Origin of the sequence: Peristeroidobacter soli, assembly GCF_004138485.1 — a bacterium.
Taxonomy (GTDB): domain Bacteria; phylum Pseudomonadota; class Gammaproteobacteria; order Steroidobacterales; family Steroidobacteraceae; genus Steroidobacter; species Steroidobacter soli.
The window spans coordinates 154,548-171,728 of record NZ_RYEV01000008.1 but is presented as its reverse complement, the minus strand read 5'-3'; the positions used below and the strand labels follow the sequence as shown (position 1 = coordinate 171,728).

Annotated in this window: 12 protein-coding genes; 4 read left to right on the top strand and 8 right to left on the bottom strand. The window is 62.1% G+C overall.

Translation table 11 applies throughout. From position 1 onward, the window contains the following. The first annotated feature begins 6 nt into the window (after positions 1-6). Complete coding sequence (locus EKO19_RS31945; protein ID WP_129781481.1) at positions 7-651, top strand: aspartyl/asparaginyl beta-hydroxylase domain-containing protein; 645 nt, start codon at positions 7-9, stop codon at positions 649-651. Next, the gene (locus EKO19_RS31940; RefSeq protein WP_129781480.1) at positions 648-1,340 is read left to right on the top strand and encodes a hypothetical protein; all 693 of its coding nucleotides are present in this window, start codon (positions 648-650) and stop codon (positions 1,338-1,340) included. The genes EKO19_RS31945 and EKO19_RS31940 overlap by 4 nt, the downstream gene beginning before the upstream one ends. Positions 1,341-1,351: 11 nt before the next feature. On the opposite strand, the gene EKO19_RS31935 is transcribed toward EKO19_RS31940, so the two are convergent. The 3 genes from EKO19_RS31935 to EKO19_RS31925 are packed head-to-tail and all read right to left on the bottom strand — an operon-like array spanning position 1,352 to position 4,864. Continuing rightward, positions 1,352-1,780 (bottom strand): hypothetical protein, encoded by a 429-nt coding sequence (locus tag EKO19_RS31935; RefSeq protein ID WP_129781479.1) that lies wholly within the window; start codon positions 1,778-1,780, stop codon positions 1,352-1,354. Next, positions 1,770-3,590, bottom strand: coding sequence for a sulfotransferase (locus tag EKO19_RS38505; RefSeq protein WP_157995536.1), 1,821 nt, complete (start codon positions 3,588-3,590; stop codon positions 1,770-1,772). The genes EKO19_RS31935 and EKO19_RS38505 overlap by 11 nt, the downstream gene beginning before the upstream one ends. A 2-nt stretch (positions 3,591-3,592) precedes the next feature. Then, complete coding sequence (locus EKO19_RS31925; protein ID WP_217705744.1) at positions 3,593-4,864, bottom strand: aspartyl/asparaginyl beta-hydroxylase domain-containing protein; 1,272 nt, start codon at positions 4,862-4,864, stop codon at positions 3,593-3,595. A 22-nt stretch (positions 4,865-4,886) separates the two neighbouring features. On the opposite strand from EKO19_RS31925, the gene EKO19_RS31920 reads away from it, so the two are divergent. Further along, positions 4,887-5,501, top strand: a complete 615-nt coding sequence (locus EKO19_RS31920) for a 2OG-Fe(II) oxygenase (protein ID WP_129781478.1) — start codon at positions 4,887-4,889, stop codon at positions 5,499-5,501. Here EKO19_RS31920 and EKO19_RS31915 read toward each other — a convergent pair. Both EKO19_RS31915 and EKO19_RS31910 read right to left on the bottom strand, forming a co-directional pair. Further along, positions 5,449-7,302: a tetratricopeptide repeat-containing sulfotransferase family protein gene (locus EKO19_RS31915; protein WP_129781477.1), complete on the bottom strand. Its 1,854-nt coding sequence runs from the start codon at positions 7,300-7,302 to the stop codon at positions 5,449-5,451. The genes EKO19_RS31920 and EKO19_RS31915 overlap by 53 nt on opposite strands. Positions 7,303-7,399: 97 nt before the next feature. Then, the gene (locus EKO19_RS31910; RefSeq protein ID WP_129781476.1) at positions 7,400-10,333 is read right to left on the bottom strand and encodes a TonB-dependent receptor plug domain-containing protein; all 2,934 of its coding nucleotides are present in this window, start codon (positions 10,331-10,333) and stop codon (positions 7,400-7,402) included. A gap of 334 nt (positions 10,334-10,667) precedes the next feature. Here EKO19_RS31910 and EKO19_RS31905 point away from each other — a divergent pair, with 334 nt between their 5' ends. Continuing rightward, on the top strand, positions 10,668-11,402 hold the full coding sequence (locus tag EKO19_RS31905; protein WP_129781475.1) for a 2OG-Fe(II) oxygenase: 735 nt from the start codon (positions 10,668-10,670) through the stop codon (positions 11,400-11,402). Positions 11,403-11,434: 32 nt separating this feature from the next. Here the strand turns inward: EKO19_RS31905 and EKO19_RS31900 are convergent, their stop codons facing one another. The 3 genes from EKO19_RS31900 to EKO19_RS31890 form a co-directional block, all read right to left on the bottom strand. Continuing rightward, on the bottom strand, positions 11,435-11,710 hold the full coding sequence (locus EKO19_RS31900) for a hypothetical protein (protein ID WP_129781474.1): 276 nt from the start codon (positions 11,708-11,710) through the stop codon (positions 11,435-11,437). 172 nt (positions 11,711-11,882) lie between these two features. Next, positions 11,883-14,978, bottom strand: a complete 3,096-nt coding sequence (locus EKO19_RS31895) for a TonB-dependent receptor domain-containing protein (protein ID WP_129781473.1) — start codon at positions 14,976-14,978, stop codon at positions 11,883-11,885. Positions 14,979-15,324: 346 nt separating this feature from the next. Continuing rightward, positions 15,325-17,154 carry a 2OG-Fe(II) oxygenase family protein gene (locus EKO19_RS31890; protein WP_129781472.1) on the bottom strand — a complete coding sequence of 610 codons (1,830 nt, stop codon included), beginning with the start codon at positions 17,152-17,154 and terminating at the stop codon, positions 15,325-15,327. Between the last annotated feature and the right edge of the window lie 27 nt (positions 17,155-17,181).

The following is a 17,181-nucleotide window of genomic DNA, read 5'->3' as shown; positions in this document are numbered from 1 at the left end:
ACGGCAATGCTGGACCTCCCCGGCCATCCCGTCATCGACAAGACCACGCTGGTGGGCGGCTGCCTGCGCCTGCCGGTGGGAATCGATGCGCGGCGACTGGCGGATGAGGTCGCGGCATTGCCGACGGCTCTATGGGGATCCACCGGCGGCCGTGTCGGCGTTCATCGCAACGCCGAGGCCTTGTTTCTTCGGGGTTACGCGCCGGCGCAGGGAGCGTTGCCGATCGAGGATCGTGAGCCGCTGGCGCTGATGCCGTATGCCCGCGAGATCATTGAAAAGCTGATACCGGCGCCACCGCAGCGATGTTTGCTCGCACGTCTGCCCGGCGGTGTCTCCATCGATCCGCACATCGATCGCGCACCGTATTTCGCCAAGACGTTGCGGCTGCATTTTCCGATCGAGTCACACGAGCACGTGCATATGATCGCCGGTGAGCTCACTTATCTGATGCGGCCCGGCGAGATCTGGGTACTGAACAACAGCTCGCCGCACGCGGTGTGGAACGCCGACCCGGAACGATCGCGCACTCACATGATCTGTGACTTCCTGCCCACGCCCGACCTGCTGCAACTCCTGGCGGCCGGCGACCGGAACCTCGGCCGGTACGACGAAACCGTCGATCGGCATTTCGCCACGCATGCCGCGGGATGATCGTCACTCCTCGCTTCGTCTTCCTGCACTTACATAAGTCCGGCGGCACTTTCGTCAACGCCGGTCTGATCCATCACATCGCGGGCGCCAGGCAGATCGGCTATCACCTGCCCCGCTCGATGCTGCCCGCGCAGTACTCCTCGCTGCCGTTGCTGGGCCTGGTGCGAAATCCCTGGAGCTACTATGTTTCGTGGTACAGCTTTCAGCGCTCGCGGCCGCAACCCAACGCCTTGTTTCAAACGCTGAGCCAGGGCGGCACGCTGGACTTCGCGGCAACGATTCGAAACATGCTGAACCTGGATCGCGACCCGGCGTTGCTGGAGCGGGCGCTCGCGGCGTTGCCGGCGACCTATCTCAATCAAGGGCTGAACCTGCCGAACTCCGCGCTGGCGCCGATTCGGGGCAGTGGCCTCGGCTTCTATTCGTTTCTTTATCGATATTTGTATGGGCCGGACATCGCGGCCGTAAAGCTCGCCCGCATGGAGCAGTTGCGGACTGAAGTGCCACCGCTACTGGAATCGGCGGGCGAGCCTGTGACATCGGAGCTGCGCGATTACATGAGCACCGCGCCGGCGCTGAACACTTCGGAACATGCGCCTCATCGTCAGTTCTACGATGCCGGGCTGGCGCAGCTGGTCGCCGAGCGCGACCAACTGGTCATCGAACGTCACGGCTACTCGTTCCAGTAGCCATGGCATCTCTACTGCGGACTCATGCGCGGACGACGCTCCAGCGACTTGAGCTGGAGTTTGTTCTCTTCCTGCAACTGTTCCCATTCCCGCGCAGTCATACAGGATGTCTTGTGACGCAGTCGCGAGCCGGTCTGATTGTCCCGACGGCATAGCAGAGTCTGGCCGTTCTCGTTCTTGATCGTGTAGCCGGCCTTTTGCATGGCCATGATCTTATCGGCGTCAATCTGTCCTTCCGTCAGCGGGTTTGCTTTTTCATCGGCCGGCGCCGCAGCGGCAGCAGGTTCCTTGATCACTTTGGCGTCGGCCGGCGGTGGCGCAGGCGTTGCCGCCTGAGGTGCCGCGGCGGGCGCAGCGGGCTCGGCCGGAGCGACCTGCTGTGCGAAGACCTGGCTCGTCGCGCCAGCGACAGCCGCAATCAACAACAACTTACGAAACATCGCCAACTCCTTGAGCCCCACTCAACGCTCGCAATCTATCCCACGTGGCCTGAACGGACGGTAACACCGGAGCAATCTGCGCCTCATTCGCGCGCCATTTGTCCGCTGCTGGCGGGGTCAGTGTGTAACGGGACGGCGGCTGCGGCGCGGACAAACGCTGCGCCAGTGCTGAATCTACCGGCATCCGCAGGAAGTCGCATAGCTTACCGATAGCACCGACGGGATTCCGCAGCAGTTCATCATATTCCAGCGCTGCCCAGCGTTCACTGCTCAACGCTTGCAGGTCATCGAGGATTCGGGCGTTGGTTCGTTCCCATTGCCAGGCGGCGATTTCAGCCAGCGGTCGGCCGTTCATGGCGCGCCAGCCTGGCGGCAACAGCATCGACCACGGTCCATCGAACCCCTCCAGTTTGGGATAAGTACGCCAGTTGCCAGATCGCCAGGCCTCCATGATGCTGCTGATGTTCTCGCGCGGATCGCGCCACAGGAACACGAAGCGCGCATCGGGAAATATATGATTGAAAAACGGAATTCGTAGCGAGTTCTTCGGCGTCTTTTCCAGGAAACGTCGTTCGCCGGGCTCGCGCAGCGGCCGACCTGCGTGGTCCTGCAGCCGCGACAGAATCTGCTCGCGGATGTCGGCCGCGATGACGTCGCTGACATGCTCAGCCGTCAAACGATTGGAGTCAATGCCCGGCGCGCCGGGACGTAGCGCCTCGATTCCTTCCACCAACCAATGCGCTTCACCTCCAACCGTGCACAGCTGCGAGCTCGCCGCCAATGTTTCGAACAGCAGCGTGCTTCCGGAGCGCGGTGCCGAGACGATGAAAATCGGCGCGTCGATCTTCTGCATGCGCCGGCGCGCCGGCTGCGGCAGCGACAACATCGCGCGCAATACACGACCTTCCAGCACCTGATGAGCCGGCACTCGATTCGTGCGCATCATCAAGCCCTCCGACAGCTCTCGAGACGCATTGCGTATGCTGTCGCGCAGACGCACGAACTCCGGCCAACCGTCGGGCTCCTCGCCATACAATGAGTACAGCTGCCGCCAGTCTTTGCAGAACCCTTCCAGCAATCCGTGATAACGAATCAGACGCGCGCGCGAGTCTGATAGGTTCTCTCGAGCCTCCAGCTCCGAGCGCAGGTCGAGAATCAAGAAATCCATTTCGCCCGGCGTCATGACGGCCGCAAGCTTGGAGCGCTCCATGAGCGGCGACAGCTGGCGATCCGCGATGTAGGGAACCTCGCGCACTTGCGCATTCGGGTTGTCACTTTGCGCGACCAGCTGCCAGAAATTGGCGCTACCCGACGTATCCGCGACCAGGTGAATGCGTTCGTCCGGTGTGAAGTTTTCGACTCGATGCGAACGCCAGTTGTCGAACACCCAAGCTTCACCCGCCGCCATGTGCACGGACTGGTCCGCGCAATAGAAACGAACTTCCGGCCGCGTCACGATGGGAATGTGTAAACGGACGCGCGTGAACCAGTGATAGTTGATATCGGCATGCTCGGGAACGATCGCGCCCGGCGCGAGACGCAACAGACGCGAGCGGCTCCACACCACACCGAAGCTCGCCAGAATCTGCCGGATGTAAGGCGACTGCTGGAGATGCGGCGTCGCCTGCATGCGGCCGTTGACTTCGTCGTTCTCGCCGCCATCGACGCTGATCAACCGGGCCGCGCTGTTGCCCTTGATATCATTGGGATGACGAGCCCAGGCGCCGGCAGGCAATGCCGCCGCTTCAGCGCGCAACCGCTCCACATCGAAGCGCAGCGGTAAGCGATAAAATGGCCGGGGTAAGCGCATGATTACGCCGTCTCCGCCGCTTTCCGGAAATCACCCATGGCCGGCACGAGCAACTCGACGGCGGCACGCTCGGCTTCGGTGAGATGCGGATTCCAGATATCGAAGATCAGAACCACACGCGTGCGGTCACTGCGATTCCACGCTTCATGCTCGTACGTATCATCGAAGATGACTGCGCGCCCTTCGCGCCACTCGTGCACTTCGCCGCCGACATTCAATGCGCAGTCCGGCGGCACGAGTAACGGCAGATGCCCGACCAGCCGTGAGTTGGTCACGCCGCGATGAGGCAATAAATGCGTGCCCGCCGTGAACACCGAGAACAGAACTTCCGGACCGTGCTCGCGCACATGAGACAAGGGCAGGAATTCGAGCGTACTCGCCGTCACGGGACATGCCAGACAGTTGTCGGCGCGGCGTTCGCCATGCCGATAAAAGTAATAACCGTTCCAGCTCGGCGGCGTCTGCAAGCCTCGCAGGTTTTGTTTCTCGATAGCCTCGGTGTTGAACACCCGCTCGCGACCGGCGTCACTGCGCAGCAGCTGTAACAGCTCCTGACGGATGGCATCGGTCTGTGCTTCGAGCCGTTCGATCCAGGGAAACAGGGATCGATCCAGATACGGCGCGGGCGGCACGTCGGGCACGTAGAAGAACGTCGGCTTCTGGCGCGGGTCTGGATGAACCGGCGCTTCTTCCTGAAGGTAGATGCGCAGGCCGCGCTCGATGCGATCGAGCGAGCTGGCACCGAACTTCTGACGCAGCGGTTCGAGCAGCTTCGCAAAGGTTTCCTTGCGAGTCGCTCTGACCATGCGCACGGCGTGCTCCACCATCGGCCGCAACGCTGGCGCCGTGGTCTCCGCGCTCAGCCAGCGCCCTTGCGCCTGCGCGTCGTTGCTCGCACGAAAATATTGAATCGCCGCCTGCTCGTTCTGGCCGGCACGCTCCAGCGCGATTGCGTAGTGCAAGCGGATGATGAACATGCCGGGCGCGAGCCTGAGCGCGGCACCGTGAGCAGCGACCGCCCCCTCCGTGTTGCCCGACGCGTCGTGCACGCGGCCGAGATAATGCCGGCTCGACGCATTGCCCGGGTTGGACTCGATGGCCGATTCCAGCAGTTGCTGCGCGCGTTCGAACTGCCCGCGACGCAGGGCGATCAAACCCAGCGTATTGAGCGATTCCACGTCACCCGGCCGGTGCTGCAACGACTGGCGCGCCAGCCGCTCCGCCTCATCGAGCCGGCCCTGCTGCATCAGGGTCTGGATGTCTGGTGAATTCATTTCCGCGCTACTATAGCTGCCTATGAGCCACGCAGACCTGCGCCGCTACATTCGCACCTACGATCAGGACCTGGACCCGCAGCTGTGCCAGCAGATGATCGGTTCGTTCGCCGGGCTGGAACGCTTCCAGCTGCGCAACGGCCGTGGCGTGCGTAGAGGATTGGAGGACTCGGCCTGGACCGAGCTGAACGTCAGCCGCCTGGCGGACGAGGCCTTCCAGGGCATGTTCCGCCGGCAGATCGACCGGGCGCTGGAGCGCTACAACCGCGACATCGAGCTGGCCCTGCCCATTCCCAACTCGCCGCTGTTCGCCAACCTGACCCTGAAGCGCTACCGCGCCGGGCAACAGGAACAGTTTCAGCTGCATTTCGATGCCATCAACCATGTGGCGAATCGCTACCTGGTGCTGCTGTGGTATCTGAACGATGTCGAGCAAGGCGGCGAGACGCGCTTCCCGCAGCTGGACGTGACCATTCCGGCGCGCGCCGGTCGCTTGCTGATGTTTCCTCCGTACTGGATGTACCAGCACGAAGGCTGCCCGCCGATCTCGGGCGACAAGTACATCATTTCCACGTACCTGCTGTTCATCGATCCGAGTAATCCCACCGGCGTAAATAAGTCTGCAGCTGAGGGATGATGGGCGCGAGGTGCCGCTCGTAGGCGCGCCAGCGTCCCACCGCCTTTTGATTCACCGGTTGCACGACCTGCGAATAGCTCGGCGTGCTGATGTATCCCTTGGCGCGCGCGTGTTCGGCTGGCGCCAGCATGCCGTCGTGCCAGGGCAGACGCAGGAAGTCGGCGATCTCCCGCACGCCGCGTTCAAAATCGGCGACGAAGCTTTCGTAACGGACTTCCAGCACGTTCGGCGACAGCAGGGCCGACTGCTCGTACCAGAAATCGAACGAACGGCGGTAGCCATCGGCCAGCGTTTGCAGATCGGAGCACAACATCACGAAATGCGGCGCGCGGAAGTGCTGCATGAAGCAACTCAGCACCACGTCGCACGGATGACGGACCGCGAGAATGATGGGCGCGTTTGGAAACAAACGCTTTATCACCGGCAGCCGGAGCATGTTGAGCGGATTCTTGTCGACGATGCGCTGGCCGGGCGTCCGCTTCACCTTCGCCGCCGCGCGTTCGAAATAACGCGCGCGGATGGCCGCCACTTGCTGCGCAGTGAGTTTCCCCATCTCCTCCGGATAGTGCACGCCCTCGGCAATGACGTCATCGAGCGCCGCCTGGACGATGGGCTGTTCATCCATGGATTTCAACTGCGGATGCGCGTCGAGCGTTTGCTCCAGCAATGTCGTGCCCGACCGTGGGAAGGCCACTACGAACACCGGGCTCTCCTCCAGCGCCGGCACGTCGCCATAGTCCCATTGTGCGATATCGGCGGGATCGCAGCCCCACCGGGTGATATCCCATGTCGGCGTGCCGCGAGCGACCGCCATCGGCGCGGTGAGCTTCAAATGCGCGACTTGCGATGTGTGCGCCTCGGCCATGGCAGCGAACGCCTCGTCGTAACGCTTCAAGGCGTCCAGCGACTTCGCCAGCGGAAACAAAACGAAATGTCTGTCGTGCTCGTGCACGACTTGCGAGAGCGCCTCCTGAAACCATTCGCGGGCGCGCTCGTGATCGCCGGCCCGTTGCGCCAGCTGCGCTCGCGTGACGAGCAGATCCATGCCGAGCGACGCGGCGCGCGCCCCGCTGGAGAGCTGCTCTACCAGCCGCTGCGCTTCCGGCAATCGATTGGTCCGCTCCATGATCTGCGCGAGTGTCAACATCGCGCGTGCATCCAGCTCGTGGCTGCCAAGCCGCGACAGGACATGCTCGGCGCGCTCGGTCTCACCCAGGTTCATCATTCGTTGACCGACATCGGCCAGTTGCTCGGGGGTCAGCCCCGAGAATTCCGTCCAGCCCTGCAGCGCTTCGAGAGCTTCGTCCGTCTGCAAGGTCTCGTAACAGGCGTGAACGTATTCAGACCGGATCAAGGCATCCGCGGGCGCGAGCTCCAGCGCCTTTTTCAATACCGCGCGAGCGGATTCGTAGTCGCGTCGATCCAGATGGGTGAGACCGACGTTGAAATAGAAATCGGCGGTGGCGCAGCCAAGCTCGGATGCGCGCATGTAGGCACGCAGGGCGTCCTCGAATTTGCCCGCCCCGCGCCGGGCGGTCGCGAGATTCATCCAGTGCATGGCGGTGTTGGGATCGGCATCCACCAACTCACCGAACACGCGCTCGGCCTCGGTGTAGCGCTCTTGGGCGTGTAGAACCGCGCCGTAAACGCCCAACGCTCGCAGATTTCCGGGCGCCCGGGCCAGCACCCGCTCACAGCTTCGTGCCGCAGACTCGAACCGACCGGCATTGAACGCAGTCACGGCCTCGCGCAGCGACGCCTGCAACTCCGGGGGCAACGATGAACGGAAACTGGCAGTCATGTCCGGAAACTAAACAGAAAAGGGCCGCGAGGCAAAACCTCACGGCCCTTGAAGCTGCATCGGACCGGCGCAGGAAAGCCCGCGCAGGCCCGCTCGATCAGAATTTCTGCGTCACGCTGACGTACCAGCGACGACCCAGCAGGTCGTAGGTGGACACATCGGTGTTCGCGTTCGTGACGTTGTTCTGATACAGCAGCGGCGGCTGCTTGTCGGTCAGGTTGATGCCGCCGACCTGGACCTTGGTGTCGGTCGGGAACGTGTAACCCAAGGTCGCATCGATATAGGTCGTCGAGCCGATCTCCAGCGGCGGCTCATCCGACAGGCCGCCGTCCGGGCCGATGATCTTCAGGCTGTGGATATAACGAAACGACAGCAGACCGTCGAAGCCACCCATCGCCCAGCCCACGCCCATCAGACCGCGCCACTTGGCATAGTTGCCGAACTGACGATCGAACGTACCCGCGATCTCCACCGGAGCGGCACCCGGCGACGGGGTGTTCTCGTAGCTGTTGATGCGGGTCAGGTCCAACGTGATGTTGAACGAGCCGGCCGACGTATCGCGCAGCGAGTACTTCACGCCCAGATCGAAACCGTCGGTTTCCAGCACGCCGAGGTTGACGATGGGTTCCTGGAAGACCTGGAACTCACCCGCGTTCGGGCTGCTCGACGGATAGCGATACAGCAGATCGCAGTAGGTGCCGGTGTCGACGCACTGCTCGACCGCGAAGTTCGGATCGAGCGGCGTGATCAGATCCTCGATCTTGTACTTCCAGTAATCCAGCGACACCGACAGCCCTTCGACGAAGTTCGGGTCGTACACCACGCCGAACGTGGTCACGTCGCCGGTTTCCGGCTTCAGGTTCGGATTGCCGAGGATCAGACCGGTGATCTGGCTGTTCGGCTGCTTGAAATTGCCATTGGTCGGCACGCCCACGCAGGCACGCGCCAGGCCCGGATTGGCCGCGAGCGCCGCCGGCGTGAGCTGCGTGCAAGGATCGTTGAACGTCGGCGAATCCTGCGACGGCGCCTTCGACAAATCGAGGATGGTCGGCGCACGGAACACCTGGGCATACGAACCGCGGACCAACAGGTCGGAGATCGGACGGTATTCGACCTTGAACTGCGCGTTGGTGTCGTCGCCGATCGTGTCGATCGAGTAATCCGAGTAGCGCACGCCGACGGTGACGTTCAACGCCTGCACGCCCGGCAGATCCTTCAGCAGCGGCACGAAGAACTCGGTGTAGATTTCGCGCACGTTGTATTCGGCCGAGGAGTTGCCGGTACAGGTTTCCTGCGCGAGCAAGCAGGACAGATACAGCGGCGCTTCGCCGCGCGTCAGCACGTCCGTCTCGAACACACCTCTTTGCGTGCGATATTCCGCACCCACCGCCATCAGCACCGTGCCGCCGCTGATATCGAACAACTCGCCATTGGTGTTGAGCGCGAAGCCCGAGCTGTCGTAGTTGTAGTCGCTACGATAGTTGGTGGAAATGTCGCGCAATGCCTGGATCTGTGCCGGATCGGACAGGTTGAACAAGTTGATCGGCGTACACCCGGCGATCAGATTCGCCGCATCGCTGCCGCATCGGAGCGTGCCGTCGGTGTCCACGAACGTCGGGCCCACCGCGTTCTGCAGCTGCGGCTTGAGCAGATAACCGGTGATGTTCTGGTCCTGGTTCATACGTCCGAGCTGCGCGCCCAGATCCCATTCCCAGCTGCTCTGGCCGAACTTGCCGCGCACGCCGACGTTACCGATGATGGAATCGGTATCGACGTCGCTGCGACGATTGCCGAGTGCCTGCAGGCGGGTCAGGAAGTTCGGATTCAAGCCATCGACGCCGCCAAAGGCATAGCCGAACGGGTTGTAGGCGTTGTTGGCGGAGATCACGATGTCGTCGGCGTTGGCGTCGAACGGCAGTGCCGCGAGCTGGAAGCCGGAGCGGGTGCGGTTGTACACCACTTCGCCGTAGGCCTCGGTGTTTTCGGTGATCTTGTAGTTCAGCATCGTGAAGAAGCTGGTGCGCTCGGTCGGCGTGATCAGCAAGTTGTACGGCTGATAGTTGAATGCGTCGGCGCCCGCGAAACAGTGATAGTTGGCGGGGTTGACCGCGTTGCCGGCCGCACCGTCGTTGCGCGTCAGGGACTGAGTGCCCGAGCAACCCGGGAACAGCTCGGCCAGAGTGCCCGGCACCGGAATCTGAGGAGCGTCCGGATCATCCGGATGGGCCGGATCGTCCATCCAGTCCAGCAGACCGATGCGACCATTCGGCGTGCGACTCGAACCGCCGACGCTCACACCGCCGCCATAGAGGTACAGCGCGTTGGCAGAGAACTGACGATCGGCCGCGGACACCGCCTTCTGCTTGTTGTAATTCACGCCGAACATGACGCTCATCTTGTCGGTCGTGCTGCCGAGCGTGAGGCTGGCGGACTCGTGCTCGCCGTCATTCTCACCCGTGCGGCCGTATTCGACGTTCACTTCGGCGCCGTCGAAATTCTTCTTGGTGATGAAGTTCACCACGCCCGCGATGGCGTCGGAGCCGTACACGGCGCCAGCACCTTCCTTCAGCACTTCGACCCGCTCGATCATGTTGATCGGGATCATGTTGATGTCGACCGCCGACGTGGTGCCGTTCGCGCCCAGTACGTTGATGCGCCGACCGTTCAACAGCACCAGCGTGCGCTGCGCACCGAGACCGCGCAGTTCGACGTTGGATTCACCGGTACCGCCGCCGTTGTTGACTTGCGGATTGGTGGCCGCGCCGGAAATTGCCGGCACGCGCATCATCAGATCGCCCATCGTCTGCACGCCGGTGTTGGCGATGGTGTTCTGATCCATGACGAACACGGGGCTGGCGGTTTCTTCGTCGACGCGACGAATGCGCGAACCGGTGATCACCACTTCTTCGATGGGCCGGGCCGCCGAGTCGGTTTCCTGTGCCAACGCCGGCAAGGCAGGCAGCGCGGTGGCTGCGCTCGCCAACAGCACGCAGTGAACTGCGTACCGAAGGGAGTTACTGGTCGATTTCATTTCCACTCCTCCTGCAAGAGGTTAAATTTGTGAGGGGCATTCAGCTGTGTGAATGAGGCATCTCGTGATCGATGCGCAACAGTCGGTGGTTTGCTCGCCGACAACGCTGGACCGAAGTGTGCTGAGCATACAACTGTTGGTTTCGCGGCAACAAGCGGATTTCTCAGCGGTTCCCGCGAGCTGTCGGTTGTAAATCACTTACTTAAGTAAGGGATGTCGAGCACAAAGTGGTGTCCAATCGGCGCGCGTTGTAAAGAGACAACGGTCATTTAGCAAGTACAGAAGCGTCATTCGATACCGCCGCCTGTAATACTTACCGGTACAACGACAAGACATGCACGAGCAGATCCAATTGCAGATCCAATTGAACCCGCGGCTGGATCGACGGGTGATCGCCGATATCTTCAGAACACAAGGCCGCGTGCACATACCAGACGTACTCACGGCCTCCAGTGCGGACACTCTCTTCACGCAACTCGACACGCGCACGCCCTGGCAGCTGTCGCTCAACGTAGGACAGCGCCACGTCGACATCGCGCATCAACAGCTGATGCTGATGCCGCCGGAGCAGCGAGAGACGATGACGAAAAAAATGCTGGAGCAGTCCCGGCGCGGTTTCCAATACGTGTTCGAGAATTTTCCTCTGTACGATCTGTATCGGTCGGGCGAGCGCGCGCACCCGCTCATGGCCATGCATGAGTTCCTGAATTCGGAGGAATTTCTGCAATTCGCGCGCGCGATCACCGGACTGCCCGCCATCGCCTTCGCCGACAGCCAGGCGACCCGATATCTGCCGGGGCACTTTCTCACCGAACATGACGACAACGTCGCCGGCAAGCAGCGTCTGGCCGCCTATGTGTTTGGTTTTACTCCGGAGTGGCGCGCCGACTGGGGTGGCGTTCTGCAATTCATCGACCGCGACGGCCACGTCGCGGAAGGCTATGTGCCCAAGTTCAACGTGTTGAATCTGTTCCGCGTGCCGCAGAACCACTGCGTGAGCTACGTGGCTCCGGCAGCGACGCACGCTCGTTACAGCATCACTGGCTGGTTACGGGCCGGCGATCACTAACTAAAGTTAGTGATCAACGAAAAAAAATTTCATCAACGCGAATAGCCGCCGTTGAGCTTGTCTCCGAGCAACACGCCGGAGGAATTGGTCAGCTCTTCATCGGTGATGGTGACGATGTGAGAGCCGGTCAGCGGCTGACCTTGCGCGTCCAGCGTGCGCGGAATGCGCGAGCCCGCGACGTAGTATTTGTTCCAGGATGGCGTCGAGTGAACCCGCGCGTCCCGCATTCCTTCCGGAGCGTTCGCGCAAGCGGCGAGCGCAATTGCCAACGGGACGATGAGCGCACAGGTCGTAATGGATCGCGGCATAACCCACCTCGGCATCGTGAGCCGAGTATTAGGCCTGGATATCGCGAGCACCATGGGCCCTTGGGCCCGTTGATCGCACCCCGCGCACGTTTGGCCGCAAGAAAATCCGCGCCAAGAAAAAGGCGGCTCGTCGCCGAGCCGCCCTTCCGGATCGAGGTCGATCCAATCCTGCTTAGAAGCCGATCGAGATCTGACCGAAGATGCGCCGGCCGATCACGTCGTAAGTCGACGGGTCGGTACCGGACTGCACGTTCGGCGCATATGCCGGCGGCTGCTTGTCCATGACGTTGTTCATGCCGATACGGAACATCGACTTGTCCATGAACTTCCAGCTGGCCGACAGATCCAGGTAGGAGATCGAGGGCACGCCCTTGAACGTCTCACCGGGGAACTGCACGGCCGCGCGATTCTCCATGTCGCCGATCCAGCGCAAACGGGCCTGGACGGCGAACGGACCGATCGCGTACTGACCCGTGAGATTCGCACGCTGCTCGGGGAAGCTCGTGCCCAGACCCGCGCCGAAGTACGACACCGTGCCCGCGTAGTCGAGCGCCGGCAGACCCGGACGATCCGACTGCTTGAACGACAGCAGATAGTTGTACGCCAGGTTGAAGCCCAGCTCGCCCTTTGGCAGGCCGACGCTGTAGTTCAACTGCAGGTCCAGACCATCGGTCTTGATCGAACCACCGTTGATGCCGGGGAACACGCCGTCGTCGGTGTCCACGGAATCCACACCCAGAACGTCGCCACCGCCGCGCACGATGCCACCGCAGAACGGATTGGTCGCACTGTAGGTCGGGTTGTCGCCGTAGTAGTTGTAGCAAGCCGCCACGTAGATGTTCGGCGACGGATCGATGATGGGATCGGAGATATCGATACTGTAGTAGTCCAACGAACCCTGCAGGCCGGCCAGTGCACCTTCCCAAGGAGAAGTGAACACCAAGCCGATCGTGACGGTGTCCGCGGTCTCCGGCTCCAGATCGATGTTGCCAGCGGTCGTGATCGAGATCTGATTACCCGGGGTCTGCACGTAACCATCGATGACGGAAGCGCCTACGCCCGTCTGTTGGCAGAGCCTGCGCATATCGGCCGCATCGGCGCCGGTGCGCTTCGCCGTGCCAACCGAGCACGGATCGAAGTACTGCGGCGCCGAGCCGCCGCCGTCGAACAACTCGTCGAAGTTCGGCGCGCGCACCGCGCGCTGATACGACGTGCGCACGCGCAGGCTGTCGACCGGCACCCAGCTCAACTCGACCTTGTAGGCGTTCGAGTTCTGGCTGTCGCTCTTCAGGTCGGCGATCTCGTCCTCGAATTCGCTCTTCGAGAAGCGATAACCGAGGCTCAGTTCCAGCGACTTGGCCGCCGGCGCACCGTTCACCAGCGGAATCAGGGTCTCGAGGAACAGATCCTGGAAGTTGTTGTTGCCCTTGGCCGGATTCTGGGCATTCAAGCCCGACACCGGACCGGAGCTGTTGCCCGGATCGAAGTCATAATCGAACCAGCGGCCCTCGGCACCGACCACCAGCGACATCGGGCCGGCGGGCAGCTGAGCGATTTCACCGGTCACGAAGCCCTGCACGATGCGTTGTTTGAACTCGGTCGACAGCACTGTCGGAGGCACCGTGATGTAGGCCGCGCACTCCGCCGATAGGGGATTGCGACCGAAGAAATTCAATCCGCCGTCGCACACGCTCGCGCCGCTGTCGTTCATCGCGACCAGATCGATCACACGTTGCGTATCGATGTTGCCGGTTTGGGTTTCGGTGATCTCGGTCTTGCCTTGCGACGCGTAGGCTTCCCACTTCCAGGTGTCGCCGAACAGCGGACCGCGCGCACCGACCGTGTACTGCAGGACTTCGTTGTTGAACGCCGACTGACGCAGGCCCGTGGTGAGCGTGCGCGTGCGGATCATGATCGGCTGAGCGGCCGGGGTCAGATAATCGATGAGATTGGGATCGCCCTCGATCAGACCCGTCGTCGTATTCAAGGTACCCGTGCGCTGAGCCAGCAGCGTGCGCAGATCATCCGGGATGGTCTGATTGTTCAGTGGGATGACCAGGTTGTTGCTGACGGTCCGGCCGGGCCGTACCAATGACGAGGTCGCCTGAATCGCGGATGCCTCGCCGGGCGCCTTGGTGCCCACCGTCGGGAACGGCGTCGGAGCAAGCGCGGTGGTCGAGTCATATTCCGTGTAGCCGGCCGACGCGAACACTTCGACCCCACCCTCGAACTCGAACTTGAACTTGCCCATGCCCGACTTGCGCTCCAGCGGCAAGGTCAGGATGTTGACCGAGTCGAAGTTGTACGAATACAGGTCGGGGAACAGGTTGGCGTTGATGTTCAGATCGTTCGGATAGCGAAAATTCACCACGTCACGCGGGCTGTTGAACACGCCGCGCGAGAACAACGTGCGATCGGTGTTGAAACCAATCAGGTTTCCGAGCACCGATCCCGGCGCATTGCTGCCGTAATCGGCCCGGCCGAACAGCGCATCGATCGCCGTCTGGTCCGGCCCGTTGGCGCCCGGAATGTACAGGCCCTCGGGCAGATACGAAGTGGTCGAAGTCGCCTGCGCCGCGAACGCGCGCTGGCTCTTGATCATGCCTTCGCGCTTGGAGTAATCCGCGCCGATCACGAAGTTGCCGCGACCGTCCGCGAAGTTCATGCCGCCGAGACCGGAAACCTGATATTCCTCGGCGTCCCAGTATTCGGTGCTGTTGGAGAAGTTATAACGAAAGTCCAGGCCTTCGTAGTTCTCCCGCAGCTTGATGTTCACCGCGCCCGCCACCGCGTCCGCGCCGTACACCGCGCCGGCGCCGCCGGTCACGATTTCGATGCTTTCGATCAGGGCCTGCGGAATGGTGTTCAGGTCGACCGTCATGTCGCTCGCCGATGGCATGGCGCGACGGCCGTCAAACAGCACGATGTTACGGTTGGCGCCCAGGCCGCGCAGGTCGATGTTCGACTGACCGCCGTTACCCGGGTTGTTGGAGGTGGTGCCGCCGGCCGGATTCACCTGCGGCAGCGTGTTCAGATAAGTATCGAGAGTAACGTCCGCGTTCTCGACAATCTGCTCAGCCGTGCTGGTGATCACAGGGCTGTTGGCAACGTAGTCCTGACGTTGGATGCGTGAACCGGTAACCACAACCTCGGCGACCATGTCCTGGTTTTCCGCGGCCATGATCGGTGACGAGTGCGCGGCCGCTGCCGCAACGCTCGTCCACAGCGCGTAGCTCACCGCGCGCCGAATCGAAATATTCGTCGACATTAGAATGCTCCTCCTGCGAGAGGGTTTTAATTGACTCCTGACCGACACCCGTCAGTTGCAGTTTCGGGGTGTCGGCTACGCTCCCTTCCTGGGCCGCAGCGATGGATAATTCACAACTATCGACCCAAGCGTGGCTCCGAGCATACAGCTGCAAAATCGGCAAAGGAAGTACAACCGTGCGTGATCGTTCCGACGCGGGCACACGCAGAAATCTCCCGGAAACGCCAGCATTTACGCAGGCGACCGCATTGTGACCACGGCGGGCGCACCGCTTCGGGGAATGTATACACGTTGCTGGTTCACAACAGCGCGTAAGGCTGGCGCCGGCCGCTTTTGTTTGCTGTGTTCAGGCCGTGCCAGGCAGCACGTCGGCACCGATGGTGACTCGAGGCTCGTCCGTGGTGATAGGCATGGTTCCGTGCCACATATAGGAAGGAAACAATACCAGCATTCCCGCCCTGGGCTGAAGCATCCGTTCCGCATCGACTCCGGGCGTAGGGTAGCGCGGTTCTCCGAATTTGATCCAGCCACTGCGCGCGACGGTGTCTCGAGCATCCGCCGGCGCATGAATGTAACAAGCCGAGCTGAGCCAGCCCGACGGATGCACGTGATTCAGGTGATAGCCTCCACGATGCAGACGGATCGACCAACATCCCGACAGCCGCGCTTCGCCGTTATTTCTAGACAACAGCGGGTGATCCTCGGATTGCGGTAATCGCGAGCGATATTCAGCGATCGGCGCCGACAGCAGCTCCAGGAACTCACGAATCAACGGATGCGGATCCGCCAGCAGACTGCGCGGCGTCTGTGCTCCGAAACGCAAACTCTGATCCAGCGGATGCATGGCGAGTTGCTGCCGTTCGGCCAACACACCCATCAGCTCGTCGCAGAACGCTTCGATGGAAGCAAAGCCATCCGGCCGATCGAGCATCCTGGGTACCACGAAACGATCGTAGTCGTAGAGTTCCTGATATCTGGGCAGCCCGAGCATGCGAGCCGCGGTCGCCTCGCAGGCAATGTGTTCTTGATGAAATGGCGCGAGCGCCCGGGCCCGCTGAATCAGCGGCATCGCTTCGTCCGCGCGCCCCAGCGACAGCAGGACCGACTGCAAACAAGTGGATCCGTGCAGGTAATCGGGCCGAGCACAAACGGCGGCCTGCGCCGGCGCCAGCGCCTGCCCGGGTATACCGGCGTCCATCGCGGTGAGCGCCAGCCCCATCAACAACTCCGGTTGTTCGCCGCAGTGAGCGATTGCGTCCTGAAACGCCGCGGTGGCTTCCGACAGCCGGCCGGCATCGCGCAACAAGCTCGCCTGGCACAGATGTAATTGAGAATTGCGCAAATTCCCCGCGACCACCGCGCGCAGACCGCGAGTGAAGTCGGCGTCACCGCGCATGAAGCGAAGCTTCGCCAGCCGCGCTTGAGTATCGACGTGCGCCGGCGCCAGTTGCGCGGCGTGTTCGAACTCCTGCTCGGCTGCTTCGAAGCGCCCCAGCTGTTGTAAAGCAATGGCGCGATTCAAATGCACGGCGTGACCTTTCAGGCCAGCCTCGACCGCTCGATCGATTTCACGCAGCGCCTCGTCGGCGCGCTCCAGCTGCGACAGCAGTGAGCCCAGGTTGTGACGCGCGATCGCGAACGAAGGACGGCGCGCGAGCGCCGCTCGATAGGCGGCTTCCGCATCGGAGAATCTGCCCTGACCTTTGAGCGCGGCGGCCAGTTCGGCCCAACCTTCGGCGTCGGCCGGATCGTCGTGAACCAGAGCGGCCGCTTCGATCTGCGCTTGCGGATGAACGCCGGCCGCGTTCAGCGTACGAATCAATCCCAGGCGTGCCGGTTTGAAACGAGCATCCGCCTGCAACGCCAGCCGATAGCTCGCCTCGGCATCGGCGACACGACCGCTCGCACGTAACAAGTTGGCCAGGTTGGCGTGAAAATCGGCTCGCTGCGGCTGCAGTTGTACACAAGCGCGTAACAAACGTTCCGCTTCGCTGACATCCCCGACAGCTTTGCGAGCCAATGCCAGCAGCTGCAAAGCTTCGGTCAGCGTCGGCCACTGCGCCAGCAACCGGCTGCAAACATCGGCCGCTTGCGCATGCAGGCCCTGTTGCAGCAGGGTCTGAGCCTGCCGCAAGCCATGCGTAATCGCCGCGTTGGACGTACCGCTGACTGACAAAGGGGTTCACGATCTGACCGGCTCCCC